The 21,509-nt window shown below is 65.5% G+C and carries 17 protein-coding genes; 3 read left to right on the forward strand and 14 right to left on the reverse strand.

Features of this window, described 5'->3' with window-relative positions; genetic code table 11:
- Window positions 1–93 precede the first annotated feature (93 nt).
- On the forward strand, window positions 94–522 hold the full coding sequence (locus tag OK352_RS08385; RefSeq protein ID WP_265141016.1) for an OsmC family peroxiredoxin: 429 nt from the start codon (window positions 94–96) through the stop codon (window positions 520–522).
- A gap of 28 nt (window positions 523–550) precedes the next feature.
- Here OK352_RS08385 and OK352_RS08390 read toward each other — a convergent pair whose 3' ends face one another.
- The 10 genes from OK352_RS08390 to OK352_RS08435 form a co-directional block, all read right to left on the reverse strand.
- Window positions 551–1,009 carry a hypothetical protein gene (locus OK352_RS08390; protein ID WP_265141017.1) on the reverse strand — a complete coding sequence of 153 codons (459 nt, stop codon included), beginning with the start codon at window positions 1,007–1,009 and terminating at the stop codon, window positions 551–553.
- Complete coding sequence (dapB, locus tag OK352_RS08395; RefSeq protein ID WP_265141018.1) at window positions 1,006–1,743, reverse strand: 4-hydroxy-tetrahydrodipicolinate reductase; 738 nt, start codon at window positions 1,741–1,743, stop codon at window positions 1,006–1,008. The genes OK352_RS08390 and dapB overlap by 4 nt, the downstream gene beginning before the upstream one ends.
- A gap of 51 nt (window positions 1,744–1,794) precedes the next feature.
- Window positions 1,795–2,397: a histidine phosphatase family protein gene (locus OK352_RS08400; RefSeq protein WP_265141019.1), complete on the reverse strand. Its 603-nt coding sequence runs from the start codon at window positions 2,395–2,397 to the stop codon at window positions 1,795–1,797.
- Between the two features lie 7 nt (window positions 2,398–2,404).
- Window positions 2,405–3,769 (reverse strand): M16 family metallopeptidase, encoded by a 1,365-nt coding sequence (locus tag OK352_RS08405; protein WP_265141020.1) that lies wholly within the window; start codon window positions 3,767–3,769, stop codon window positions 2,405–2,407.
- A gap of 40 nt (window positions 3,770–3,809) precedes the next feature.
- Window positions 3,810–4,832, reverse strand: coding sequence for an aldo/keto reductase (locus OK352_RS08410; RefSeq protein WP_265141021.1), 1,023 nt, complete (start codon window positions 4,830–4,832; stop codon window positions 3,810–3,812).
- Between the two features lie 121 nt (window positions 4,833–4,953).
- Complete coding sequence (locus OK352_RS08415; RefSeq protein WP_265141022.1) at window positions 4,954–5,763, reverse strand: HpcH/HpaI aldolase/citrate lyase family protein; 810 nt, start codon at window positions 5,761–5,763, stop codon at window positions 4,954–4,956.
- Window positions 5,760–6,239: a MaoC family dehydratase gene (locus OK352_RS08420; protein ID WP_265141023.1), complete on the reverse strand. Its 480-nt coding sequence runs from the start codon at window positions 6,237–6,239 to the stop codon at window positions 5,760–5,762. The genes OK352_RS08415 and OK352_RS08420 overlap by 4 nt, the downstream gene beginning before the upstream one ends.
- Window positions 6,240–6,254: 15 nt before the next feature.
- Complete coding sequence (locus tag OK352_RS08425; protein WP_265141024.1) at window positions 6,255–7,421, reverse strand: acyl-CoA dehydrogenase family protein; 1,167 nt, start codon at window positions 7,419–7,421, stop codon at window positions 6,255–6,257.
- Entirely contained in the window at window positions 7,418–9,427 is a 2,010-nt protein-coding gene (locus OK352_RS08430; RefSeq protein WP_265141025.1) for an acetyl/propionyl/methylcrotonyl-CoA carboxylase subunit alpha, read from the reverse strand. Before OK352_RS08430 ends, OK352_RS08425 begins: the two co-directional genes overlap by 4 nt.
- Before the next feature lie 2 nt (window positions 9,428–9,429).
- Entirely contained in the window at window positions 9,430–11,037 is a 1,608-nt protein-coding gene (locus OK352_RS08435; RefSeq protein ID WP_265141026.1) for a carboxyl transferase domain-containing protein, read from the reverse strand.
- 118 nt (window positions 11,038–11,155) lie between these two features.
- On the opposite strand from OK352_RS08435, the gene OK352_RS08440 reads away from it, so the two are divergent.
- On the forward strand, window positions 11,156–11,749 hold the full coding sequence (locus OK352_RS08440) for a TetR/AcrR family transcriptional regulator (protein ID WP_265141027.1): 594 nt from the start codon (window positions 11,156–11,158) through the stop codon (window positions 11,747–11,749).
- Between the two features lie 41 nt (window positions 11,750–11,790).
- Here the strand turns inward: OK352_RS08440 and OK352_RS08445 are convergent, their stop codons facing one another.
- From OK352_RS08445 to OK352_RS08460, 4 genes are all read right to left on the reverse strand, one after another.
- The gene (locus OK352_RS08445; RefSeq protein WP_265141028.1) at window positions 11,791–13,122 is read right to left on the reverse strand and encodes a dihydrolipoamide acetyltransferase family protein; all 1,332 of its coding nucleotides are present in this window, start codon (window positions 13,120–13,122) and stop codon (window positions 11,791–11,793) included.
- On the reverse strand, window positions 13,119–14,156 hold the full coding sequence (locus OK352_RS08450; RefSeq protein WP_265141029.1) for an alpha-ketoacid dehydrogenase subunit beta: 1,038 nt from the start codon (window positions 14,154–14,156) through the stop codon (window positions 13,119–13,121). The genes OK352_RS08445 and OK352_RS08450 overlap by 4 nt, the downstream gene beginning before the upstream one ends.
- The gene (gene pdhA, locus OK352_RS08455) at window positions 14,153–15,247 is read right to left on the reverse strand and encodes a pyruvate dehydrogenase (acetyl-transferring) E1 component subunit alpha (protein ID WP_265141030.1); all 1,095 of its coding nucleotides are present in this window, start codon (window positions 15,245–15,247) and stop codon (window positions 14,153–14,155) included. Before pdhA ends, OK352_RS08450 begins: the two co-directional genes overlap by 4 nt.
- Before the next feature lie 215 nt (window positions 15,248–15,462).
- Window positions 15,463–17,748 (reverse strand): polyribonucleotide nucleotidyltransferase, encoded by a 2,286-nt coding sequence (locus OK352_RS08460; RefSeq protein ID WP_265141031.1) that lies wholly within the window; start codon window positions 17,746–17,748, stop codon window positions 15,463–15,465.
- A gap of 308 nt (window positions 17,749–18,056) precedes the next feature.
- Between OK352_RS08460 and OK352_RS08465 the strand changes: the two genes are divergently transcribed.
- Window positions 18,057–21,509: a DUF3376 domain-containing protein gene (locus OK352_RS08465; protein ID WP_265141032.1), complete on the forward strand. Its 3,453-nt coding sequence runs from the start codon at window positions 18,057–18,059 to the stop codon at window positions 21,507–21,509.

Raw genomic sequence — 21,509 nt, forward strand, 5'->3', positions numbered from 1 at the left:
ACGAACTCATCGCTACGACGCCTGCAAGTCGATAGGCTCGAACCGAAGCGATTCATCACGCGGGTATCCGACGCCCGCAAGAACGGAGGAAGCATGGCTGTCACAAGCGAAGCCACAACAGTGTGGAACGGCACGCTTTTCGAAGGAAGCGGAACAGTTTCGCTCGATTCGTCGAAGAGCGCATCTCTGCCCGTCGACTGGAAGGCTCGTTCCGAGGGCTCAGAGTCCACGACGACCCCGGAAGAGCTTCTGGGAGCGTCGCACGCCGCCTGCTTCTCGATGGCGTTCTCGAATACGCTCGTCGATGCAGGATTCCCGCCGGAGAGCGTCCAGGCCACCGCGGCTGTCACGTTCGACCCGTCCGGTCCGAAGATCACCGGAAGCCATCTGCTGGTGAACGCCAAGGTCCCGAACATCTCGGACGATGAGTTCCAGCGACTCGCCGAAGCGGCGAAGGGCGGCTGCCCTGTGTCGCAGGCACTCGCCGGAATCAACATCACGATCGAGGCAAGCCTGGCCTGAGGCAGTCCTCAGAAAACGAGCCGACCGGTTACGACCGGTCGGCTCGTTTTCTGTCTGCATCGTGCAGCTGGATGGCCTGACGCACAGCACTGCGTGCTCGGCGGGTGTCTCCGGCTCCCTTGTACACGATTCCCAAGCGGAACCACGCCTGCCAGGAGTCGGGCTCCGCTTCGGCCTGTGCACGATACGCGGGGAATGCAGCATCCGCTGCCTCCCGTTCAATGCGGCCGCTCGGCAGAACAGGTAGGTCTGTCGGCTCCTCCCCCGCCGCAGCGAGTTCATCGGCGAGCCGCCCCGATTTGACCCCGAACTGCAGCTCTTTGTACAGCGCCCAAGCGCCGATGATCGGCAGCACGATCAGCGCGATGCCCATCACCACAGCGATCGGCTCACCCGTCAGCACAAACTGCACAGCCCGCTGGCCGATCAGCACGAGATACAGCGCAAGGACCACAGCCATGACAATGGCCCCGATGCGCGCGCTCATGACGAGGTAAGTCCGAGATCAATGACGTTCTCGAGCCCGACCACGACACCCGTGACATTGCGTGCTGCATCGATCGACAGGCGGATGCCGCGCTCATACGCGCTGGAGTCGATCGTGTCGTGCACAATGCTGAGCGTCTCGCCTGCGCCGCCCAGAAGCACCTCCTGGCGCGCAACAACGCCGTGCCGCCTCAGGCTGTGCACGGGGATCCCCGCGACCTCCTGACCGCGCGCACGCTGCTCGGTATGCGGTGCTTCGACCGGGCCGAGGCCCTCACGCGCCGCGGCCATGAGCTCTGCCGTGCGCACGGCTGTTCCGCTGGGCGAATCGGCCTTCGTCGCTCGGTGGCTCTCGATGATCTCGATCGACGAGTAGAACGTCGCGGCAAGTGCGGCGAACGTCGTTCCGAGTACGGAACCGAGCGAGAAGTTGGGGATGATCAGCACACCGGCACCGTCAGAGAGACTGCTGCGCAGACTGGTGATGCGCGACTCCGACCACCCGGATGTTCCGATCAGCACGTGGGCGCCCGTTCGTGTCGCATGCTCGACGATCCGCTGACTGGCGTCTGGATGCGTGACGTCCACGACGAGATCGGCGCCATCCATCTCGCTGAGGCTGCTGTCACGGCCGAGTCGGGCCACCACTTCCACGTCATCCATCTCAGCGAGGATGGCGTCGAACAGACGCCCCATCTTCCCGCGGGCTCCCGCGAGTGCAACGTGCGTGGTCATGGTCCTAATCTACCAAGCGGATGCTGCGGGCCGCGTCGCCCGCCAGCATCCTCACACCGGCAGCTGCTCCGGAAGCCCGGTTCTCAGCTCGAATGGCAGGTGCGCCAGATCGTTGTGCGTCAGCAGCGTCCACGGTCGTCCCGGCTTACGCTGAATGATCGTCAGGCCGCAATGCGCCTGGTCGAGTGTCATCCAGCGCCATTCCGGTGCCCCAAGAACCTCGCGGACGAACCAGGCGATGACGAAGTTGTGGGTGATCAGCAGGTCGTGAGTCTCGCCCTTTTGCGGAGCGAGGAATTCGGATACCGCGTCGGCCATCTGAGCACGGCCTGCCTCGATCTCCTCCTCCGTCACCGCACCGAAAAATGGATGGTAGGCGGACGGGGTCTCCTCGGCCTCTCCCGTGGGAATGCAGTCAAAGAGCAGCGATGACGGCTCGAGGTCAAGGGCGGGAAGCCGCTCACCGATGATCGATGCGGTCTCGGCAGCCCGCTGGAGCGGCGAATGCCGAGCGCTGGTGAACGGCACACCCCCGAGACGCTGGGAGAGAAAATCGGCTTGACGGCGTCCGCGCGGTGAGAGCGGACCGTCGGGAAGTCCGTGCTCGGCGTCCTGCTGTTCACCGTGCCTGACGAGATAGACATACTGCGACACGTACGAGTCACTCCTTGGGTGTATCGGCGTCGGAAAACAGGTCGTCATCGACCGCCCCGACTGCGACGAGAGATTGCGGTTGCGCCACGAGTCGCGCCGCCATGTCGGCGATGTCGGTCGCGGTGACGCTCGCGAGCCGACGAATGTTCTCGTCGAGGTCCATGTACTCGCCAAGCGTGATCTCGGCGCGCCCCAGCAGGGACATACGCACATCGGAGTCCTCGAGACCGAGCGCCGCTCTGCCCGAGAGCTGCCCGTACGCGCGTGAGAGCTCTTCGTCGGAGACGGGCGTCTCCGCAAGCTTGTGCAGCTCGTCGCGCATGAGGTCGGCGACCGCCGCAGCGTTGCGCGGGGCGCAGGCCGCATACATCCCCTGCATCCCGGCGTCCGAGTGCGCGCCGGCGAACGAATACACGGCGTAGGCGAGCCCGCGCTTCTCACGGATCTCGGTGAAGAGCCTGCTGGACATCCCGCCCCCCAGAACTGCGTTCAGCATGCTGAGCGTCACGCGATCGGGGTCGCTGGCGACCAGTGCCGGCATTCCGAGCATGAGGTGAACTTGCTCGATCGGCCGCGGAATCGTCTGCAGGGATCGCGTTCCTGTGAGAGTGGCCGGCGTGCTCGGTCGTCTGTCGACCGGGAGCGCACCGTCGTCACGTGTCCAGTCGGTGTGGTCGAGTGCGCGCGTGACGAGTGCGACGAGATCGTCGTGATCGACGGATCCGGCAACGGAGATCACGAGCTCGTTCGGGCGATAGTGCTGCCGGTAGTGATCCCACACGCCGTGCCGGGTCGCCTGTTCGATGGTGTATGGAGTTCCTCCAACGGGCCGGCCCAACGGGTGATCGCCGAAGACCGATTCGAAGAGCGCATTTCCGGCAACGTCTCCCGGGTCGTCGGCCGCGTGGCTCAGTTCCTCAAGGATCACGCCGCGCTCGGTCTCGAACTCTCCGCTGTCGATCGTCGAATTCGTGACCATGTCGGCGAGCACGCCGATCGCCATCGGCACATCGCTGTCGCGAACCTTCGCGTAGTAGCAGGTGAACTCTTTCGCCGTCATCGCATTACTGTCGCCACCGACGGAGTCGAACGCCACGGCGATGTCGAGAGCGCTTCTCGTGGGGGTGCCTTTGAACAGAAGGTGTTCGAGAAAGTGGGTGGATCCGTGACCGGATACCGCTGCAGTGGCGTGGTATTCGTCACGCGACCCGACGGCCACCCAGAAGCCGATCGTTGCGCTGCGTGCCCCCGGAACTGATTCGCTCAGAACCCGGATGCCGCCCGGAAGAATGCTCCGTCGGATTCGGGATCCTCCTGCGGCCTCGAAATCCAGCTCGGGCAGATCAAGGGGGAAAGGCACAGCAGCGTTCATCGACTCCAGCTTAGCGGTGCCGGGGACTGTGCCGTGTCGCTCATGTGCGCGACGCGCGATCCAGCTCAAGAAGCTGTGACCGGCTGAGCGCGATCTGAGGCGCTCTGACGAGTGACTCCACCTGCGTCGGTTCGGACGCGCTGACAACAGGTGCGCACACGGCGCGACGGGTCAGCAGCCAGGCGAGCGCGATCGTTGCTGGCCGCGCACCGTGTGCCGCAGCCACCGCATCGAGCGCCCGCAAAATGCGCAGCCCACGTCGGTTGAAGTGCGCCGACGCCCGCGTCGACCGCGTCGACCCACCGAAGTCGGATCGTGCCCGGTATTTGCCAGTGAGAAAGCCGCTCGCGAGAGCAAAATATGGCATGACGGCGAGCCCTTGCTGCGTGGCGACGAGCTGTCGATCTCCCTCGAAATCGGCGCGATTCGCAAGGCTGTATTCGGTTTCGAACGCTGCCAATGATGGGTAACCGGTCGATGCGAGGATACGTGCTTCGATCAGGGCATCGATGGGGAATCCGGATGCTCCAACCACACGAACTTTCCCGGCAGTGATGAGGTCGCGGACGGCTCCGAGTGTCTCTTCGAGGGGAACATCGGGGTCCTGCTCGTGCAGGTACAGCAGATCGATGTAGTCGGTGCCGAGGCGGTTCAGGCTGGCATCCACGGCAGCGGTGACTGTCCTCCGAGACAGTCCGGCGTAATCGGCATGTCTGCCTATTTTGGTCGCCACCACCATACCGTCGCGGTTGGCTCTGCTTCGCATCCAGCGTCCGATCTCAACTTCGCTGCGGCCCGATGCGTAGCTGTCTGCCGTATCAATGAAGTTCCCGCCGGCCGCGGCATAGCGATCGAGGATGGCATCGGTGTCGTCGGCGCTCGCCGTCCAGCCGAAGACGCTTCCGCCGATGGCGACGGGGAAGACAGCGAGGTCGGTGCCGGCGATGAGCCGCCGGACCGGCATCGCGACAGTCGCCGGCCCCGGGTCGGTCGTCTCGACGACGGGCGAGACGTGCACCTCATCCGTCCGCTGATCGACTCTGCGTGTGTGCTGTACCGCCATGAGCCCCTCCCGCTCCGGAACATCGGCATCCCCCGACGCCGCACTGTGACCCTATGTCACGACGAGCCCGACACCCGCGTCGGCGTGCCGAATACGTCGCGTTGTGATGCATTCGAGACCATCAGTTGGCCCCCGCGCGCCGCAGAATCTGCTCGGCATGCCGCAGCACAGGGCTGTCGACCATCTGCCCGCGAAAGCGAAAAGCTCCGGTCCTGCCGCGTGCCTCATCGAGGAGTTCCCGTGACCACGCCAGCTGCTCCGCGGTGGGCCGGTACCCATCGCGAATCACCGAGACTTGGCTGGGGTGGATGCAGGCTGTCGCCGCGAATCCGCATGCGACAGCATCCTCGACCTCGGTTTCCAGGCCCGCCCGGTCGTCGATATCCAGGTGAACGGCGTCGATCGCCGCCTTCCCCGCAGAACCCGCGGCCAGCAGCACCCGGGAACGGGCGTGTGCCGCGACGTCGCGATATCTGCCGTCCGGTCGCCTGCTGCCGCTGCCCCCGAGTGAGGCGATGAGGTCCTCGGCCCCCCACATGAGTGCGACGATCGTCGACATCTGGGCGAGCTTTTCAGCGATCATGATGCCACTGGCGGTCTCGCACAGTGCGATGACTTTGTAACCGATGAGCCTCTCGACGTGGTCGGTGCGCTCGGTCTTCGAGAGCATCACCGAGCGGTACTCGGTTGCACGCAGCGCCTCAAGATCGTGGAGGAAGTCCCCGGTGTCTGCGGGGTTCACCCTGACGATGGTGCGTGCGGGATCCAGTGTGCTCTCCCGCAGCGCGTCGCGCGCGGCCGCGCGTGAAGCAGGCTCGACGCCGTCCTCAAGGTCGAGAATGACAGCATCCGCTCGGTCTGCCGCCTTCTCGAACCTGTCTGGCCTGTCCGCCGGGCAGAACAGAAGAGATGGTCCCATCCTGAATGTCATGGTTGCGCTCCTTTGCACCAGACGAGTGTGCTCCGTACGGCCGTAGCGACGATGTCGTCGTTCTGATTGCGTCCCGTGTGCTCGAGCGTCACGATGCCCTGGCCCGGGCGCGACGCGGACAGCCGCTTCGCGGTGACGATTGTCTCGGCGTACAAGGTGTCTCCGTGATGCATCGGCGAGGGAAAGGCGATCTTCTCGAAGCCAAGATTGGCGACGATCGTTCCCTGAGTCAGCTGTGTGACGGAGAGACCGACGAGGGTGGCGAGCGTCAGCATCGAGTTGACGAGCCGCTCCCCGAAGGGCTGCTCGGCGCTCCACGCCGCATCAAGATGGAGTGACTGGGTGTTCATGCTCAGCGTGGTGAACAGGACGTTATCGGCCTCGGTGATAGTTCGGCCGGGCCGGTGGCGGTAGCACGCCTGTTCGTCGAACTCCTCAAAGAAGAGCCCGCGCTGCTGTTCGATCCGACGCTCCATTGCCGCCTCCGCTTCCTATTCTACGAGCCCCAGCTGGCGTGCGATGATCATGAGCTGAACTTCCGTTGTGCCCTCTCCGACCTCGAGAACCTTGGAGTCACGGTAGTGCCTGCCCACGGCGTTCTCGTTGAGGAATCCGTATCCACCCCAGATCTGGCTCGCATCGCGTGCGTTGGCCATCGCCGCTTCGCTTCCGGTGAGCTTGGCGATCGATGCCTCCTTCTTGAACGGTTTGCCGGCCATCAGCAGCGAGCACGCGTAGTAGTAGGCGAGACGCGCCGCCTGTGTGCGCTGCTCCATGCGAGCGATCATGAACGCGATGTGCTGGTTCGATCCGATCGCCGTGCCGAACACATTGCGCGTCTTCGCATACTGAACGGCCTGCTCGAGGCAGCCCTGAGCGGCGCCCGTGCAGAGCGCGGCGAACGCGACACGGCCCTCATCGAGGATGGAGAGGAAGTTTGCGAATCCGCGGCCGCGCTCGCCCAGCAGATTCTCCTCGGGCACACGGACGTCGTCGAAGGTGAGCGGGTGGGTGTCTGAGGTGTGCCAGCCCACCTTGTCGTATCCGGGGTGAACCGTCAGCCCCTCGGCGGGCGTCGGAACGAGGATCGACGACAGTTCGGGGACCGTGCCGCCGCGCGACGACGTGCGCTGCCCCGTCACCGCCGTAACCGTGATGAGCCGGGTGATCGGGGTTCCCGAGTTCGTAATGAACTGCTTCGTGCCGTTGATGACCCACTCGCCGTCGACGACCTCTGCCGTCGTCTTCGTCGCTCCGGCGTCGGAGCCTGCGTCAGCCTCGGTGAGGCCGAACGCGGCGAGCGCGGAGCCCGACGTGAGCTGTGGCAGAAATCGCTCGCGCTGAGCATCGGTGCCGAAACGGTAGAGAGGCATGGCGCCGAGGCCGATTCCCGCCTCGAGCGTCACGCCGATGGACTGGTCGACCCGCGAGAGCTGCTCAACGGCGAGGCACAACGAGAGGTAGTCCTTTCCCTGGCCACCGTATTCGGTGGGGAACGGCAGGCCGAAAAGTCCCATCTCACCCATCTGCGCGATGATCTCCATCGGCAGTCGTCGTTCGGTGTCGTAGCTGTATGCTGCGGGGGCGATCACGGTATCCGCGAAGTCGCGCACTGTCCGCGCAATCTCGAGGTGCTCCTCGTCGAGGTCGAAGTTCACGCGTTGTCTCCTTCATGTCTGGCGCCGGGGTGGGGCGCGTCTGAATCGGCCGCGGTGTCTGCGGGCGCGATTGTCGCGACGATGGCGTCTTTTGCCACCGCTTGGTTCAGGGATGCTGCGAGAGTCACGGTTCCGGGTGTCGGTGCCGTGATGTGGTGCTCCATCTTCATCGCCTCGATCACCATCACGGTGTCGCCGGCCTGCACGGTTTGCCCGTTCTCGACGGGGACGGCGACGACGGTCCCCGGCATCGGTGACCGCAGTTCCGGCTCACCGTTCTCGATCTCGCTCCGCGCGGCGCGCTCGCCGTCCCGGGAAAGAACCTCGAAAGCGAGAGTCGACTGTCCATCGTGGACCCAGAGCCGGGCACCATCGTTTCCGATGGTCACGGGCGTGTCGATCCCCTCAGCGATCAGGTGGCGCGCCGGGCCCGTGCCCGTGAGGGCTGCCTGCCGGCCGTCAACTGTGGCCGCGGCGGGTCGCCCCGAGACGGTAATCGTGCGTTCCTCGTCGCCGAGCCTCAGTCGTGTCAGAACGGGCAGGGCCGGAGCGCCGAGTCTCCACCCACTTGGTTCCTGCCAGGGGCCTCGCCCGGCAGCATCCCATCGTTCCTGATGCACGGCGAGGGCCGCCGCCGTCCACGCTCGATCATCCGCGTGGGCGCGAACGCAGTCGCTGAGCCGAACATCGATCGTCGTGGTATCCATCGTTCCCGCCCGGACCTCGGCGTCGGTGACCAGCCGATGCAGAAATGCCGCGTTTGTCGTCACCCCGAAGACGATGGTCGACTCCAGGGCACGCGCGAGTTTCTGCAGCGCCTCATCCCGTGTATCCGCGTGGGCGATGATCTTCGCCAGCATGGGGTCGTAGTCCGAGCCGACGACTGTCCCGTCCTTGATGCCGCTGTCGACGCGGACGTGATCGGGGAACTCCACGTGCTCGACGCGCCCCGCCTGGGGAAGGAACTGCTCGTCTTCGGCGTACAACCGTGCTTCGATCGCGTGCCCGGAGAACTGTACGTCGGCCTGGGCGATAGCAAGCGGCTCCCCCGCGGCGATACGCACCTGCTGCTCAACCAGATCGATGCCCGTGATGAGTTCCGTGACGGGATGCTCGACCTGCAGACGCGTATTCATCTCCATGAAGAAGAACTCGTCTGGAGCGTTCGCGGACACGAGGAATTCCACGGTTCCGGCGCCCGTATAGTTCACGCTTCGAGCCACGTCGCAGGCGGCTTGGCCAATGCGCTCGCGCGTCGCCGTGTCGAGCAGGGCGGACGGTGCCTCTTCGATGACCTTCTGGTGACGGCGCTGCAGAGAGCACTCGCGTTCGCCCAAATGAATCACTGTGCCGTGCGCGTCGGCAAGGATCTGCACCTCGATGTGGCGCGGAGACGTGACGAGACGCTCGATGAACAGCGTGTCGTCGCCGAACGCCGCTGTGGCGACGCGGCGCGCGGCGAGGAGTGCGTCGGGAAGGTCAGCCGCCTGGTGCACGGCGACCATGCCCTTGCCGCCGCCCCCAGCCGAGGGCTTCACGAGAACCGGATATCCGACGTCTGCAGCGGCCGCCTCGAGCTGTTCGTCCGTCATTCCCGCCACGGCACGGCCCGGGATGCCCTGCACACCATCGGACTCCACCTGCTGCTTCGCACGGATCTTGTCGCCCATGATCTCGGTGGCGTGTGCATCTGGGCCGATGTAGGTCAGCCCGTGTGCGGCGCAGGCCTCGGCGAATGCGGCGTTTTCGGAGAGGAAGCCATAACCGGGGTGCACGGCATCCGCGCCGCTGCGAACCGCCGCATCGATGACGGTGTCAATGTTGAGATAGCTGTCGGATGCTCGCGCCGGGCCGATCCTGACGGCAGTATCGGCAGCGCGAACATGCGGTGCCCCCGCATCGGCATCGCTGTACACGGCGACAGAGCGGATGCCGAGGCGGCGCAGCGTCCGGATGATGCGCACGGCGATCTCACCGCGGTTGGCGATCAAAACGGTCTGAAACATCGTCACATCCTGAACAGGCCGAAGCCGGAGTCGTCGAGAGGGCTGCGGGCGCAGACGTCGAGGGCGAGGCCCAGAACCGTACGGGTCTGCGCGGGGTCGATGATGCCGTCATCCCAGAGCCGCGCCGTCGAATAGTAGGGGCTGCCCTGGCGCTCGTACTGCTCGCGGATCGGCGCTCGAAAAGCCTGCTCGTCGTCGTCTGACCAGGTCTCACCGCGGGAGGTCATGCCGTCGCGCTTCACCGTGGCCAGAACCTCGGACGCCTGCTGCCCGCCCATCACCGAAATGCGGGCGGCCGGCCACATCCACAGGAAGCGCGGAGAGTACGCCCGCCCGCACATTGAGTAGTTTCCCGCGCCAAATGATCCGCCGATCACGACGGTGAGCTTCGGGACGCGCGTCGTCGCGACGGCGGTGACCATCTTTGCCCCGTGCTTCGCGATGCCGCCCGCCTCGTAGTCGCGCCCGACCATGAAGCCTGAAATGTTCTGCAGGAACAGAAGAGGGATGCCGCGCTGATCGCAGAGCTCGATGAAGTGTGCTCCTTTGAGCGCCGACTCTGAGAACAGGACTCCGTTGTTCGCAACGATCCCGACCGGGTGGCCGTGGATGCTGGCGAACCCCGTCACGAGCGTCTCTCCGTACTCGCGTTTGAACTCGTGGAATCCGCTGCCGTCGACGAGGCGCGCGATGACCTCGCGCACGTCATACGACTCGTGCAGATCGACGGGCACGACGTCGTAGATAGACGCGGGATCGAGGGCGGGAGGCGCAGCCTCGCCGATGGCCCAGGCCGGTTCCGGATTCTGTGGAAGCGTGGCCACGATGTCGCGCACGATTCTCAGCGCGTCGTCATCATCTTCGGCAAGGTGATCCGTCACTCCGCTCACGCGCGAATGGGTCTCGCCCCCACCGAGGTCTTCTGCCGAGACCACTTCGCCCGTTGCCGCTTTGACGAGCGGAGGACCGCCGAGGAAGATCGTGCCCTGATTGCGCACGATCACGGTCTCGTCGCTCATGGCGGGGACGTAGGCGCCACCAGCCGTGCACGAGCCGAGCACCGCGGCGATCTGTGGAATCCCCTCGGCGGACATGCGCGCCTGATTGTAGAAGATCCGGCCGAAGTGATCGCGATCGGGGAACACGTCGTCCTGCATCGGAAGGAAGGCTCCGCCCGAATCGACGAGGCTGATGCACGGCAGCTTGTTCTGTTGCGCGATCTCCTGTGCCCTGAGGTGCTTCTTCACCGTCATCGGGTAGTAGGTGCCGCCCGTCACCGTTGCGTCGTTGCAGATCACCATCACGTGCCTGCCGTGAACGAGGCCGATGCCTGCGACGACGCCCGCGCCCGGTGATGCCCCGTCGTACAGCTCGTGCGCGGCGAGCGGGGCGATCTCGAGAAAGGGGCTGCCCTCGTCGAGAAGCCGATCGACCCGGTCGCGCGGAAGGAGCTTTCCCCGGCCGAGGTGGCGCTCGCGCGCCCGATCGCTTCCGCCCCGTCTGCTCTGGGTGAGACGGGTCGTGAGCTCATCGACGAGCGCGTGCTGCGCCGTGGCATTGCGCCGCGCAGCATCCGATGCCGTGTCGATGGATGTGGTCAGAGTGTTCATAACTCCCCTGTGGTCGACGATGACCGATTTCAGTTAGTACGCATTAACTCACTACCGTTTAGGTTAGTATTCAATAACCCAACTGTCCAGCGGCCGCCCGCGGCCGAAGGAGGCCCGCATGGCCGAAAAGCCCCGTGCGCGCAGCGATGCGAAGAGCAGACGACGCCGTTCACTTCTGGATGCTGCCGCCACACTGTTCTCCGAGCACGGTTTCAACGGCGTCTCCATGGAGGATCTAGGCACAGCCGTCGGGATATCCGGGCCCGCCGTCTACCGCCACTTCCCCAGCAAACAGGCGGTGCTCGCGGAGCTGCTGATCGGTGTGACCACGGCGCTGCTTGACGGCGGAACTGCCGAGACCGAACGGGCTCCCCGCGGCGATCTCGCCCTGCGGGCGCTCATCGAGTTCCACGTCGATTTCGCCATTCGCAACACCGACGTCATCCGCGTGCATGACCGCGATCGCAGCGCGCTGCTTCCCGATGACGCACACCGTGTGCGCCTCCTTCAGCGTCGCTACGTCGAACTGTGGGTCTCGCTTCTCGCGCGGCTCTTCCCCGACTCCGAGGTGGCCGAGCTGCGCGTGCGCGCTCACGCGGCGTTCGGGCTCATGAACTCGACACCGTATACCGTGCGGCGTCGCGGCACCACAAGCGCTGAACGACTGCGGGCGCTCCTCGAGCGCATGACCTACGCCGCGCTCACGAGCTGACGCGCCCGCGAGGCACTCGACAGTGCCTCGCGGGAACCGCATCAGACGAGAGTGAGCGCTGTGCCCGGATCCTCGAGGACGCGCGCGACATCCACGAGAAAACGGGATGCCTGTTCGCCGTCCACGATCCGGTGATCGAACGACAGGCTGAGCGTCATCACGTCGCGGAGTGCGACCTGATCGTCGTACTCCCACGGCCGACGTCGCACGGCTCCCGCCGCGAGGATCGCTGACTGCCCGGGGGTCAGAATGGGAGTGCCGGCGTCGACACCGAATACCCCGACGTTCGTCAGTGTGATTGTGCCACCGGACATGTCGGCCGGCTGCGTCTTGCCCTCGCGCGCCGTCGTGACGAGTGCGGCGATCGCGTCGGCGAGCTGCAGCAGATCCATCGTGTCGGCGTTCTTCACCACGGGCACGACGAGACCGCGCTCCGTCGCCGCGGCGACACCGAGGTGAACGGAGCCGAACTCCACGATCTCCTGGGCCTCGTCATCCCAGTGCGCGTTCGCGGACGGGGTTCGCGGGATCGCGAGGATCATCGCCTTTGCGACGACGGTCATGATGGTCAGTCGGGCGTGCGGATGCTGCGCGCGCAGGCGAGCGACCAGCTCGCTCGTCCGTGTCACATCGATCGTGATGAACTCGCTTGCGTGTGGCGCGGTGAACGCCGAGTCGGTCATCGCTGCGGCCGTCGCCTTACGGACTCCCTTGATGGGCGTGCGCACATCCTCGCGGCCCGACACGGTAATGGCGCGCGGAGTCTCCGCCACCGGGACCATCGGCAACGCCTCGGATGCCTTCTGCACGTCGGCACGCGTAATGAGCCCGCCGTCACCCGTGCCCTCGACCTGTGTGAGGTCCACGCCGATCTCGCGTGCGAAGATGCGGACGGGCGGCGTCGTGCGCGGGCGTTCGGGCCGCTCGGCCGGGGCATCCGCGCTCTCGCGCGCGCCCTGCCTCGGGGCATCCTCCGGCACCGTGGCCGCAGACGCTGACGGAGCGTTACCGTCCCATGCCCGGCGACGCCGTCTCGGCGCTGCGCCTGTCTCCTTCTTCGGCCCGTAGCCGACGAGCACAGGTTCACGCTCGTCGCCTGCCTTCTGCGAGCTGGCGGATTCGCTCGACTCTCCGTCAAGCTCGAAGGCGATGAGCGGTTCACCGACTTGAACTGTTGCACCCTCCTCGGCGTAAAGTTTCCTGATCTTCCCGTCGAACGGCGAGGGGAGCTCGACGAGCGCCTTCGCCGTCTCGATCTCGGCGATCACCTGGTTGACGGTAACAGTGTCGCCTTCGGCGATCTTCCAGCTGGCAATCTCGGATTCCGTCAGCCCCTCTCCCAGGTCGGGGAGGAGAAAGTCTGTGACGCTCATCCGTCGAACCTCCACTCGCTCAGGGAGTTTCTGCGGCCCATCGACCTGTCGACAGCATCCAGAATCCGATCCATGTCCGGCAAGAAGTGGTCTTCGAACGCCGCCGGCGGATACGGCGTGTCAAAGCCGGTGACCCGCTCGGGTGCTGACTCGAGGAATTCAAAGCACCGCTCGGTGATGGTCGCCGAAATTTCGGCCCCCATGCCCCCGAAACGCTGTGCTTCGTGGGTCACGATGAGGCGCCCCGTGACGCGGACGGATGCTGCGACGGCGTCGAAGTCGACGGGCTGCAGCGATCGCAGGTCGATGACCTCAACCGAGATGCCGTCTTCCGACGCTGCGGCCGCGGCATCGAGCGCTGTCGGCACGAGGGGCCCGTAGGCGACCAGCGTGATGTCTGTTCCGCTTGTGAGCACGCGTGCGCGCTCCATGCTCTGATCGGGCACGTGCTCGAGATCGACCTCGCCCTTCGTCCAGTACCGGCGCTTGGGCTCGAAGAAGAGAACCGGATCATCACTGGCGATGGCCTCACGCAGCATCGAGTAGGCATCTTGCGGATTCGAGCAGGTGACGACCCGAAGTCCCGCCGTGTGGGCGAAGTATGCCTCGGGCGACTCGGAGTGGTGCTCGACCGAGCCGATTCCCCCTCCGAACGGAACACGGATCGTGATCGGCATGCGCACATCCCCATTGGTGCGGGCGTGAAGCTTGGCCACCTGCGCCACGATCTGATCGAAGCCGGGGTAGATGAATCCGTCGAACTGGATCTCGCAGACAGGACGATACCCGCGATAGGCGAGACCAACCGCCGTTCCGATGATTCCTGCCTCCGCCAGCGGCGTGTCGATGACGCGCTGGGGGCCGAATTCGGCCTTCAGTCCGTCTGTGACCCGGAAGACCCCGCCGAGCTCGCCGATGTCTTCCCCCATGACGACGACCTTGTCATCGTCAGTCAGCGCTCGCCTGAGGCCTTCGTTGATCGATTTCGACAGGGTGAGAGTGCGAACGGCTCCCGCTGTTGCCTGTTCGGTCATGAGAGCTCACCCCCGTCGAAGGAGGCGAGGTAGGCCTCGTGCTGGCTGCGCTGACGCGCCAGGTGACGGTTCGGCTCGGCGAACACGTTGTCGAAGAACGACAGCGGCTCGGGTGGGCGCAACGCGCGGATCGCAGCGCGAAGCTCACGCGCGACGGTGTCGGAGTGCTCACTGATCCGCGCCGTTTCCGTGTCGTCGAGCGCGCCGATCCGAGTCAGGTAGCGCTCGACCCGATCGAGTGGATCCTTCGCACGCCACTCGGCAAGCTCGTCGTCTGAGCGGTACCTTGTCGGGTCGTCGCTCGTGGTGTGCGGACCCATCCGGTAGGTCACAGCTTCGATGAACGTCGGCCCGTTGCCGGAGCGCGCCCGGTCCGCGGCGATGGCTGTTGCCGCGAAGACCGCGAGAACATCATTGCCGTCGACCCGGATGCTGGGAATGCCGAAGCCCGGTGCGCGATCGGCGATCGGCTTCGTCGCCTGGACTCCAACGGGCTCCGAGATGGCGTACTGATTGTTCTGGCAGAAGAAAATCACGGGTGCCGCGTAGCTTGCGGCGAAGACCATGGCCTCGTTGACATCCCCTTGGCTTGTCGCGCCGTCGCCGAAGTAGGCAATCGAGATATCGTCTGAGGCATCGAAGTCGCAGCCCATGGCGTAGCCGACCGCGTGCAGAGTCTGTGCCCCGATAATGATGGCGGGTGCGGCCATGCTGATGTCATACGGATTCCACCCGGCGTTCGCGTTACCCCGCCACACGGAGATCATCGTCGTCAGGTCCACGCCGCGGCAGTAAGCCACTGCGTTCTCTCGGTAGCTGCCGAAGACGAAGTCGGACTGCCGGAGCGCGTGTGCTGATCCCACCTGCGCAGCTTCTTGCCCGAGAAGCGGAGGCCAGAGGCCGATCTCGCCTTGCCGCTGGAGTGCTGTCGCCTCGGTGTCGAGCCGCCGACTGATCAGCATGTCTTCGTACAGCGAGCGTAGTTCTGCCGAGCCGATGTCGGCCACCCAGGGATCGAAACCTGGTGCGTCCACGCGTTCTCCGCGTGGTGTGAGCAGTTGAACGTACTCCCCGGAATGTGTGAGGAGCATTGTCGGACCATGTGTTGTGGACACTGTGACACGCGTCTTTCTCTCGTGTTCCGAATGGGTCGCTTGTGGCTCGCCGTCCGGCCCCGGCCTCGTTGCCGGATTACTTCGAGACTACGTCACGTCGCGCGTGCGCTCAATGCGGCACGCATGCAGTTCACAGAGACGCGAAGGCCCGCCCCGCATTATGCGGGGCGGGCCTTCGGGTGAGAAACGGATCAGCTCTCGGCTGTGCCTGACTCGGCACCGGAATCGGCGCCGGAGTCGGCGTCCTCGTCCGCGATGACGGGCTGGAGCGACAGCTTGCCGCGATCGTCCACCTTGGTCACCTCGACGAGGATCTTCTGGCCGACGCCGAGCACGTCTTCGACGGCACCGACACGCTTGCCGCCGGCAAGCTTGCGCACCTCGGAGATGTGGAGCAGACCGTCCTTGCCCGGGAGCAGCGAGATGAATGCGCCGAACGCGGCGATCTTCACGACTGTTCCCAAGAACTGGTCTCCGACCTCAGGGTTCGTCGGGTTCGCGATGGCATTGACCTGCGCACGCGCGGCCTCAGCCGACGGGCCGTCGACCGCGCCAATGAACACGGTGCCGTCGTCTTCGATCGAGATGTCGGCCCCGGTCTCGTCCTGGATACCGTTGATCGTCTTGCCCTTCGGACCGATCAGCTCACCGATCTTGTCCAGCGGGATCTGCACGCTGATGACGCGCGGAGCCGTCGGAGCCATTTCGTCCGGTGTGTCGATCGCGGAGTTCAGAACCTGCAGGATCTGTGTGCGAGCATCCTTGGCCTGTGTCAGGGCTGCCGCGAGGACGGAGGCGGGGATTCCATCAAGCTTCGTGTCCAGCTGGATCGCCGTCACGAACTCGCTTGTTCCCGCGACCTTGAAGTCCATGTCGCCGAGCGCGTCTTCTGCGCCGAGGATGTCGGTCAGCGCCGCATATCGGGTCTGGCCGTCAACCTCGTCAGAGACGAGTCCCATGGCGATGCCTGCGACCGGAGCCTTCAGCGGGACACCGGCGTTGAGCAGCGACAGAGTCGAGGCGCACACGGAGCCCATGGACGTCGAGCCGTTGGAGCCGAGTGCCTCGGACACCTGACGGATCGCGTAGGGGAACTCCTCACGGGGCGGCAGGACCGGTGCGAGGGCGCGCTCCGCGAGGAAGCCGTGGCCGATCTCGCGGCGCTTCGGCGATCCCACGCGGCCCGTCTCTCCCGTCGAATACGGCGGGAAGTTGTAGTGGTGCATGTACCGCTTGTGCGTCTGCGGAGACAGCGAGTCGATCTGCTGCTCCATCTTCAGCATGTTCAGCGTGGTGACGCCCATGATCTGGGTCTCACCGCGCTGGAAGATGGCGGAACCGTGCACGCGCGGGATGACCTGCACCTCGGCGTCGAGCGGGCGGATGTCGGCGAGGCCGCGCCCGTCAATGCGGACGCCCTCGGTGAGGATCCGGTCGCGGACGATGCGCTTGGTCACTGCCTTGTAGGCGCCCGACACTTGACCGACTGCCTCAGCCGGAAGCTCGCCGGCCTCGACCTTGGCAGCCACCTGCTCCTTGACCCGCTCCTTGAGCGCGTCATCGGCGTTCTGGCGCTCGATCTTGTCAGCGATCTGGTAGACGTTCGTCAGCTCGTCGGCTGCGAGACCGTCGACGACCGCGAAGACCTCGTCGCCGTACGGAAGGAAGACCGGGTAATCCTGGACCTCCTTGGCGGAATGCGCGGCCATTTCCGACTGTGCACGCACGAGTTCCGCGATGAACGGCTTCGCCGCATCGAGTCCCGCAGCGACGATCTCCTCGTTCGGCTTGACGGCGCCGGCCTTGATCAGGTCGAAGCTGTGCTCTGTCGCCTCGGCTTCCACCATCATGATGGCGACGTCCTCTGAACCGTCAGCGTTGGTGACGACGCGTCCGGCGACCATGAGGTCGAAGACCGCCTGCTCAACCTGTTCGACGTTCGGGAACGCGACCCACTGGTCTTCGTGCTGCCCATCGCCGGGAATCAGCGCGAGTCTGACGCCCGCGATCGGGCCCGAGAACGGCAGTCCCGAGATCTGCGTCGACGCGGATGCCGCGTTGATCGCGAGAGCGTCGTAGAACTCGCCCGGTGCAATCGACAGAACGGTGACGACGATCTGCACCTCGTTACGAAGACCGGCGACGAACGACGGGCGCAGCGGGCGGTCGATCAGTCGGCAGACGAGGATCGCGTCTGTCGAGGGACGGCCCTCGCGGCGGAAGAATGATCCGGGGATCTTTCCTGCCGCGTAGCTGCGCTCCTCGACATCGACGGTGAGCGGGAAAAAGTCGAAGTTGTCTTTCGGGTGCTTGCCGGCGGAAGTCGCCGACAGAAGCATTGTCTCGTCGTCAAGATAGGCGGCGACGGAGCCTTGTGCCTGCTGGGCGAGACGGCCGGTCTCGAACCGCACGGTGCGCTTTCCGAAGCGCCCGTTGTCGAGGACGGCCTCGGCAGCAGTGATTTCTGGACCTTCCAAGGTCACTCTCCTTCTGTGTCCGCGGGCGCGCACGCCCGACGTCACGGAGCAGAACAGGCAGTACATACTCATGACCACAGTGAGGTCGTCATGGCTGATCTCCAGTAGAAAACCGCCCTCATCTGCTCTGAGGGAAATCCACCACCGAGGACCAGCTTCCTGCCGGCCTGCTCCGTTCTTGCGTGATCAATCAGCTGATCGATCCGGCACGATCCTATCAGAGCACCCTGTTCGCGGCCCGTATTCTGGGTTCTGGCACGTCGCCGCTCGCGAGCGCTACCGTGGACACAGCGAGAACGGGGGCGGTCATGACCGAGTCGAACGGGCAGGTCGTGTGCCTCGGGATCGGAACGGAGAGCGCGAAGACCCTGTCACGTTCTGACGACCTCGGCGAGGGTGTGCACGGCCGGGTGCTCCGCGTGGCCCTCGCGCTGCGTGGCGGGGTCAGTCTCGCGGTCTGGATCGGCGGTGCTGTGGCCGAACTCGACGTCGCCCGGCGCGTGCGCATCCGGCGCACACCTCGAGGCTGGGACGCCTTCTATATTCCACCATCCGATGCCAGAGCGTCTGATCTCGCGGAGGCTGAACTCACCCGTGCACGCGTGTATGCGCGTCTTCTCACTGATGCTGGGTTCGACGCGCTGGATGTCGACGTCCTCGCGGGGGCAAGCGCGGGCGGACTCAATGCTGTCGTCTACGCGGCGGCTCAGCGTGCGGGTGCGAGCGTGAATCGTCTGCTCGAGACCTGGCAGGATGCCGCTGATATTCGCCAACTCCTCCAGCCTCCGGGATTCTCGCGCGTGGACTCACTGTTGCGAGGCGACTACTACTTCTGGCCCTGTGTCACTCGTGCGCTTCACGATCTCTATGACTCCGACGACATTCCGCGCAATCCCCTTCACCGCTCGGGCACCGTGAGCATCGACCTGGCTGCGACGATCATCGACAGCGCTGACAGAAGCGTCCCCGGCGCACGCGATACGCGCGGATACTTTCATTTTGTGGGGACCGATGCGCCGGGAGATGCAGCCCGCGGGCGCAGCATCCCGGACGCGACCGGGGACGGCTCCGATCTGGCCCGGCTTGCCTATGCTGCCCGATCAACGTCGTCATACCCCGGCGCCTTCGAACCGGCCTTGATCTTCTCAACGACCAAGCGCGAGAGCGATGAACCCATCGGAGATGCGGCCCGTATTGATATGTCGTATGCCTTCAGCGCGCATCGGCCAACGTGGGATCATCCCTTTCGCGTGATCGACGGCAGCATTCTCGACGAGGTTCCGATTGCGCAGGCGTTCACAGCGGCGCGGCGCTCAGCATCGCCGACCAGCTCCTCACGTCTCGTCCTGTACCTCGATCCGAGCCCACCTGTTCCCTCCCCCCGCACCGTCCGTCCCACCCATTACGGGCCGAACGAGCCTCCACACGGACCGCTCTCCGTGCTGAAGCGGTTCACCGACCGCCAGTCGCGGATTCTCAACGTCGTGCGGCTCGGCGGCCGCTCGCCCGCAGAGCGTGAACCCGGCGCGGATGAGATCGCGCACATCGAGCGTGTCCGCCTGGCGTTACTACGGGAACACGCTCGTGGTGACGCCTATGCCGCCGCACGGTTGTCCGCTCGTTTCGAACCGGAAGCCGCCGCACGCGCCTATGTCCGTTTCCGCGCTGCCACAGACGTCGAGTACCTCAACGCCGTCACTGCCGATCCTGCGGCCTGGCAGAACTCGGCAAACATCTCATCGCGGTCCGTATGGCCGACCTGGACCGCCCAGGATCGCGAAGACCTGCAGTACTGCACCGAAACCCGCTATGGCTCGGGCGTTGACGAGCGGCAGCGGCCGAGCACCGTTGACGCGATCTCTCTCGGCTCCCAGGCCGTTCTCGATGCCGCACTCTGCGGGCTGGCCTGGGTGCGCGCCATCGAACATCGCCGAACTGAGCAAGATACGTCGATCGCCACGGTCCGCCTGCGCCTGTATCGCGTGCTCGGGGCGGCGACGGATGACCGGGATGCCGCGACAGTGCAGGTTCTCGATGCCGCGCGAGACGCTCCCGATCCCGCGGAACGCGCCGTTAATGCCTGGATCCAGGCCCAAGCGGATTCCGACGTCGACGATCTCTGGCGCGAGCTTGACGACGTTGTGTCCTCGCTTCGCGCACTGTCGCCTCCGGACGACGACCCGGAATGGGCACGCAGCCCGTTCAGCGCCTTCCCGGGGAAACCGGCCGGGGCACGTGACCTCGCCCCCTACCTTGCACCCCGAGGCATTCCGGAGCCGATCAGCTCGTTGTCATTCGAGCGCCTGACCGCCAGTGAGCCACCCGCCCATCTCGACCAGTTCGGGGCCCTCGTACGTCGCCGCCAGAGAGGCCGTGTGCGGATCGCCCTTGGACTCGCTCCTGCTGATGTGACAGACGAGACGATGGCCCGCCTCTTCGACGTGCCATCGCTCACCGCAGATGACAAGCTCTCCGGCTCACTCCTGTTCAACTTCGGTGGGTTCCTCAGCGGAGAGTGGCGTGCCAACGACTGGTGGTGGGGCCGGTTGGATTCAGCGGCCGCGCTCGTGCGGATTCTCAGCGATCGCTCGGGACCGACTCCGGCATCCGAGGATGCTGCCGACTCCGTCGATATCGTGCAGAGCGCACTGCTCGACGAGCTCGCCGACTCGCACCGTCCGCCTCTGTCAGCCGAGCATTCGCATGCGAGCACGGCAGACATCCGCGAGGCATTCGAGTTCGGCGCTGACTCGCTCGACAACCTCGCACCGGCCTACCGGCTCTCCATCATGTCCCGGGGGCTTCGGATCGCCTCGCGTGCGCTCAGCAGCTCCACCGGACCCGTGGGGCGCGCCCTCATCGCCCTCGCACGCCCTCTCGCCGTCGCCCTGCCCACGGTTGTCACGCCGCTGCGCGCTGCCGCATTCGGCGCGACGATCGGGCTCGCGATCGCCGTGACCGCCGGTCTCACCGCCGATCCGAGACCATCAGAGCTCACCATCACGTGGCCCGCTCATCTGGTGTCCGCGATCGTGATCGCCGCCACGATCGCGAGCGCCATCGATGCGGAACGCCGATGGCGGAACGTCATCCGCCGAATGCATCACGTGGCGGTTCGAATGCCACGAGATACGCTGCCCGATATTGTGGCCGTCCACGAGCGCGCGCGCGTACAAAGCCTGACGCTCTGCGCCCTGGCGATCATGACGGCCGTGTCAGGATCGGCAATCGTCGCCGTGCGCGGTCTCGACGCCACCTGGTGGATCCTGACGGCCGCTGCTTCTGCGACAGCGGCGCACGCCAGGACGCGTGCACTCGACCTGTCGCCCTCGCGGACGCCGCTTCTTCTGTACACAGTGAGCACTGGAATGTACGTCGCGTGGGCGGCACTGATCATCGCTACCCCGATGGTTCTCGCCCCGCTCCATGCCGATCACCGTTTGGTGACACCGGTCACTGTCGCCGTCACCGGGGCGATCTGTTCCGGGCTTCTCACCGCCGGGTGGCTGCGATGGGCGCCGACGCTGCGCGGCTGGATCGCCAACCCGGTGGTGACCAGCCTCGGTGCCGCGCTGGCCGGTGCCGCCCCGGTCTGGGTGGCCACACGCGTCACCGCCGCCCCGTTCCCGGCTCTCACAACGGTGTCGACAGTTATCATTGCGATCGTCGCGTGGGGCACGGTTCTCTGGTGGCTCCCCGAAGTACCAGCCGGGCCACGGGACCGGTTCACCGACGACGACTCGCGCCGCTCAGCCGCCTGA

The organism is Microbacterium sp. MPKO10 (assembly GCF_026107415.2).
Classification (GTDB): Bacteria; Actinomycetota; Actinomycetes; order Actinomycetales; family Microbacteriaceae; genus Paramicrobacterium.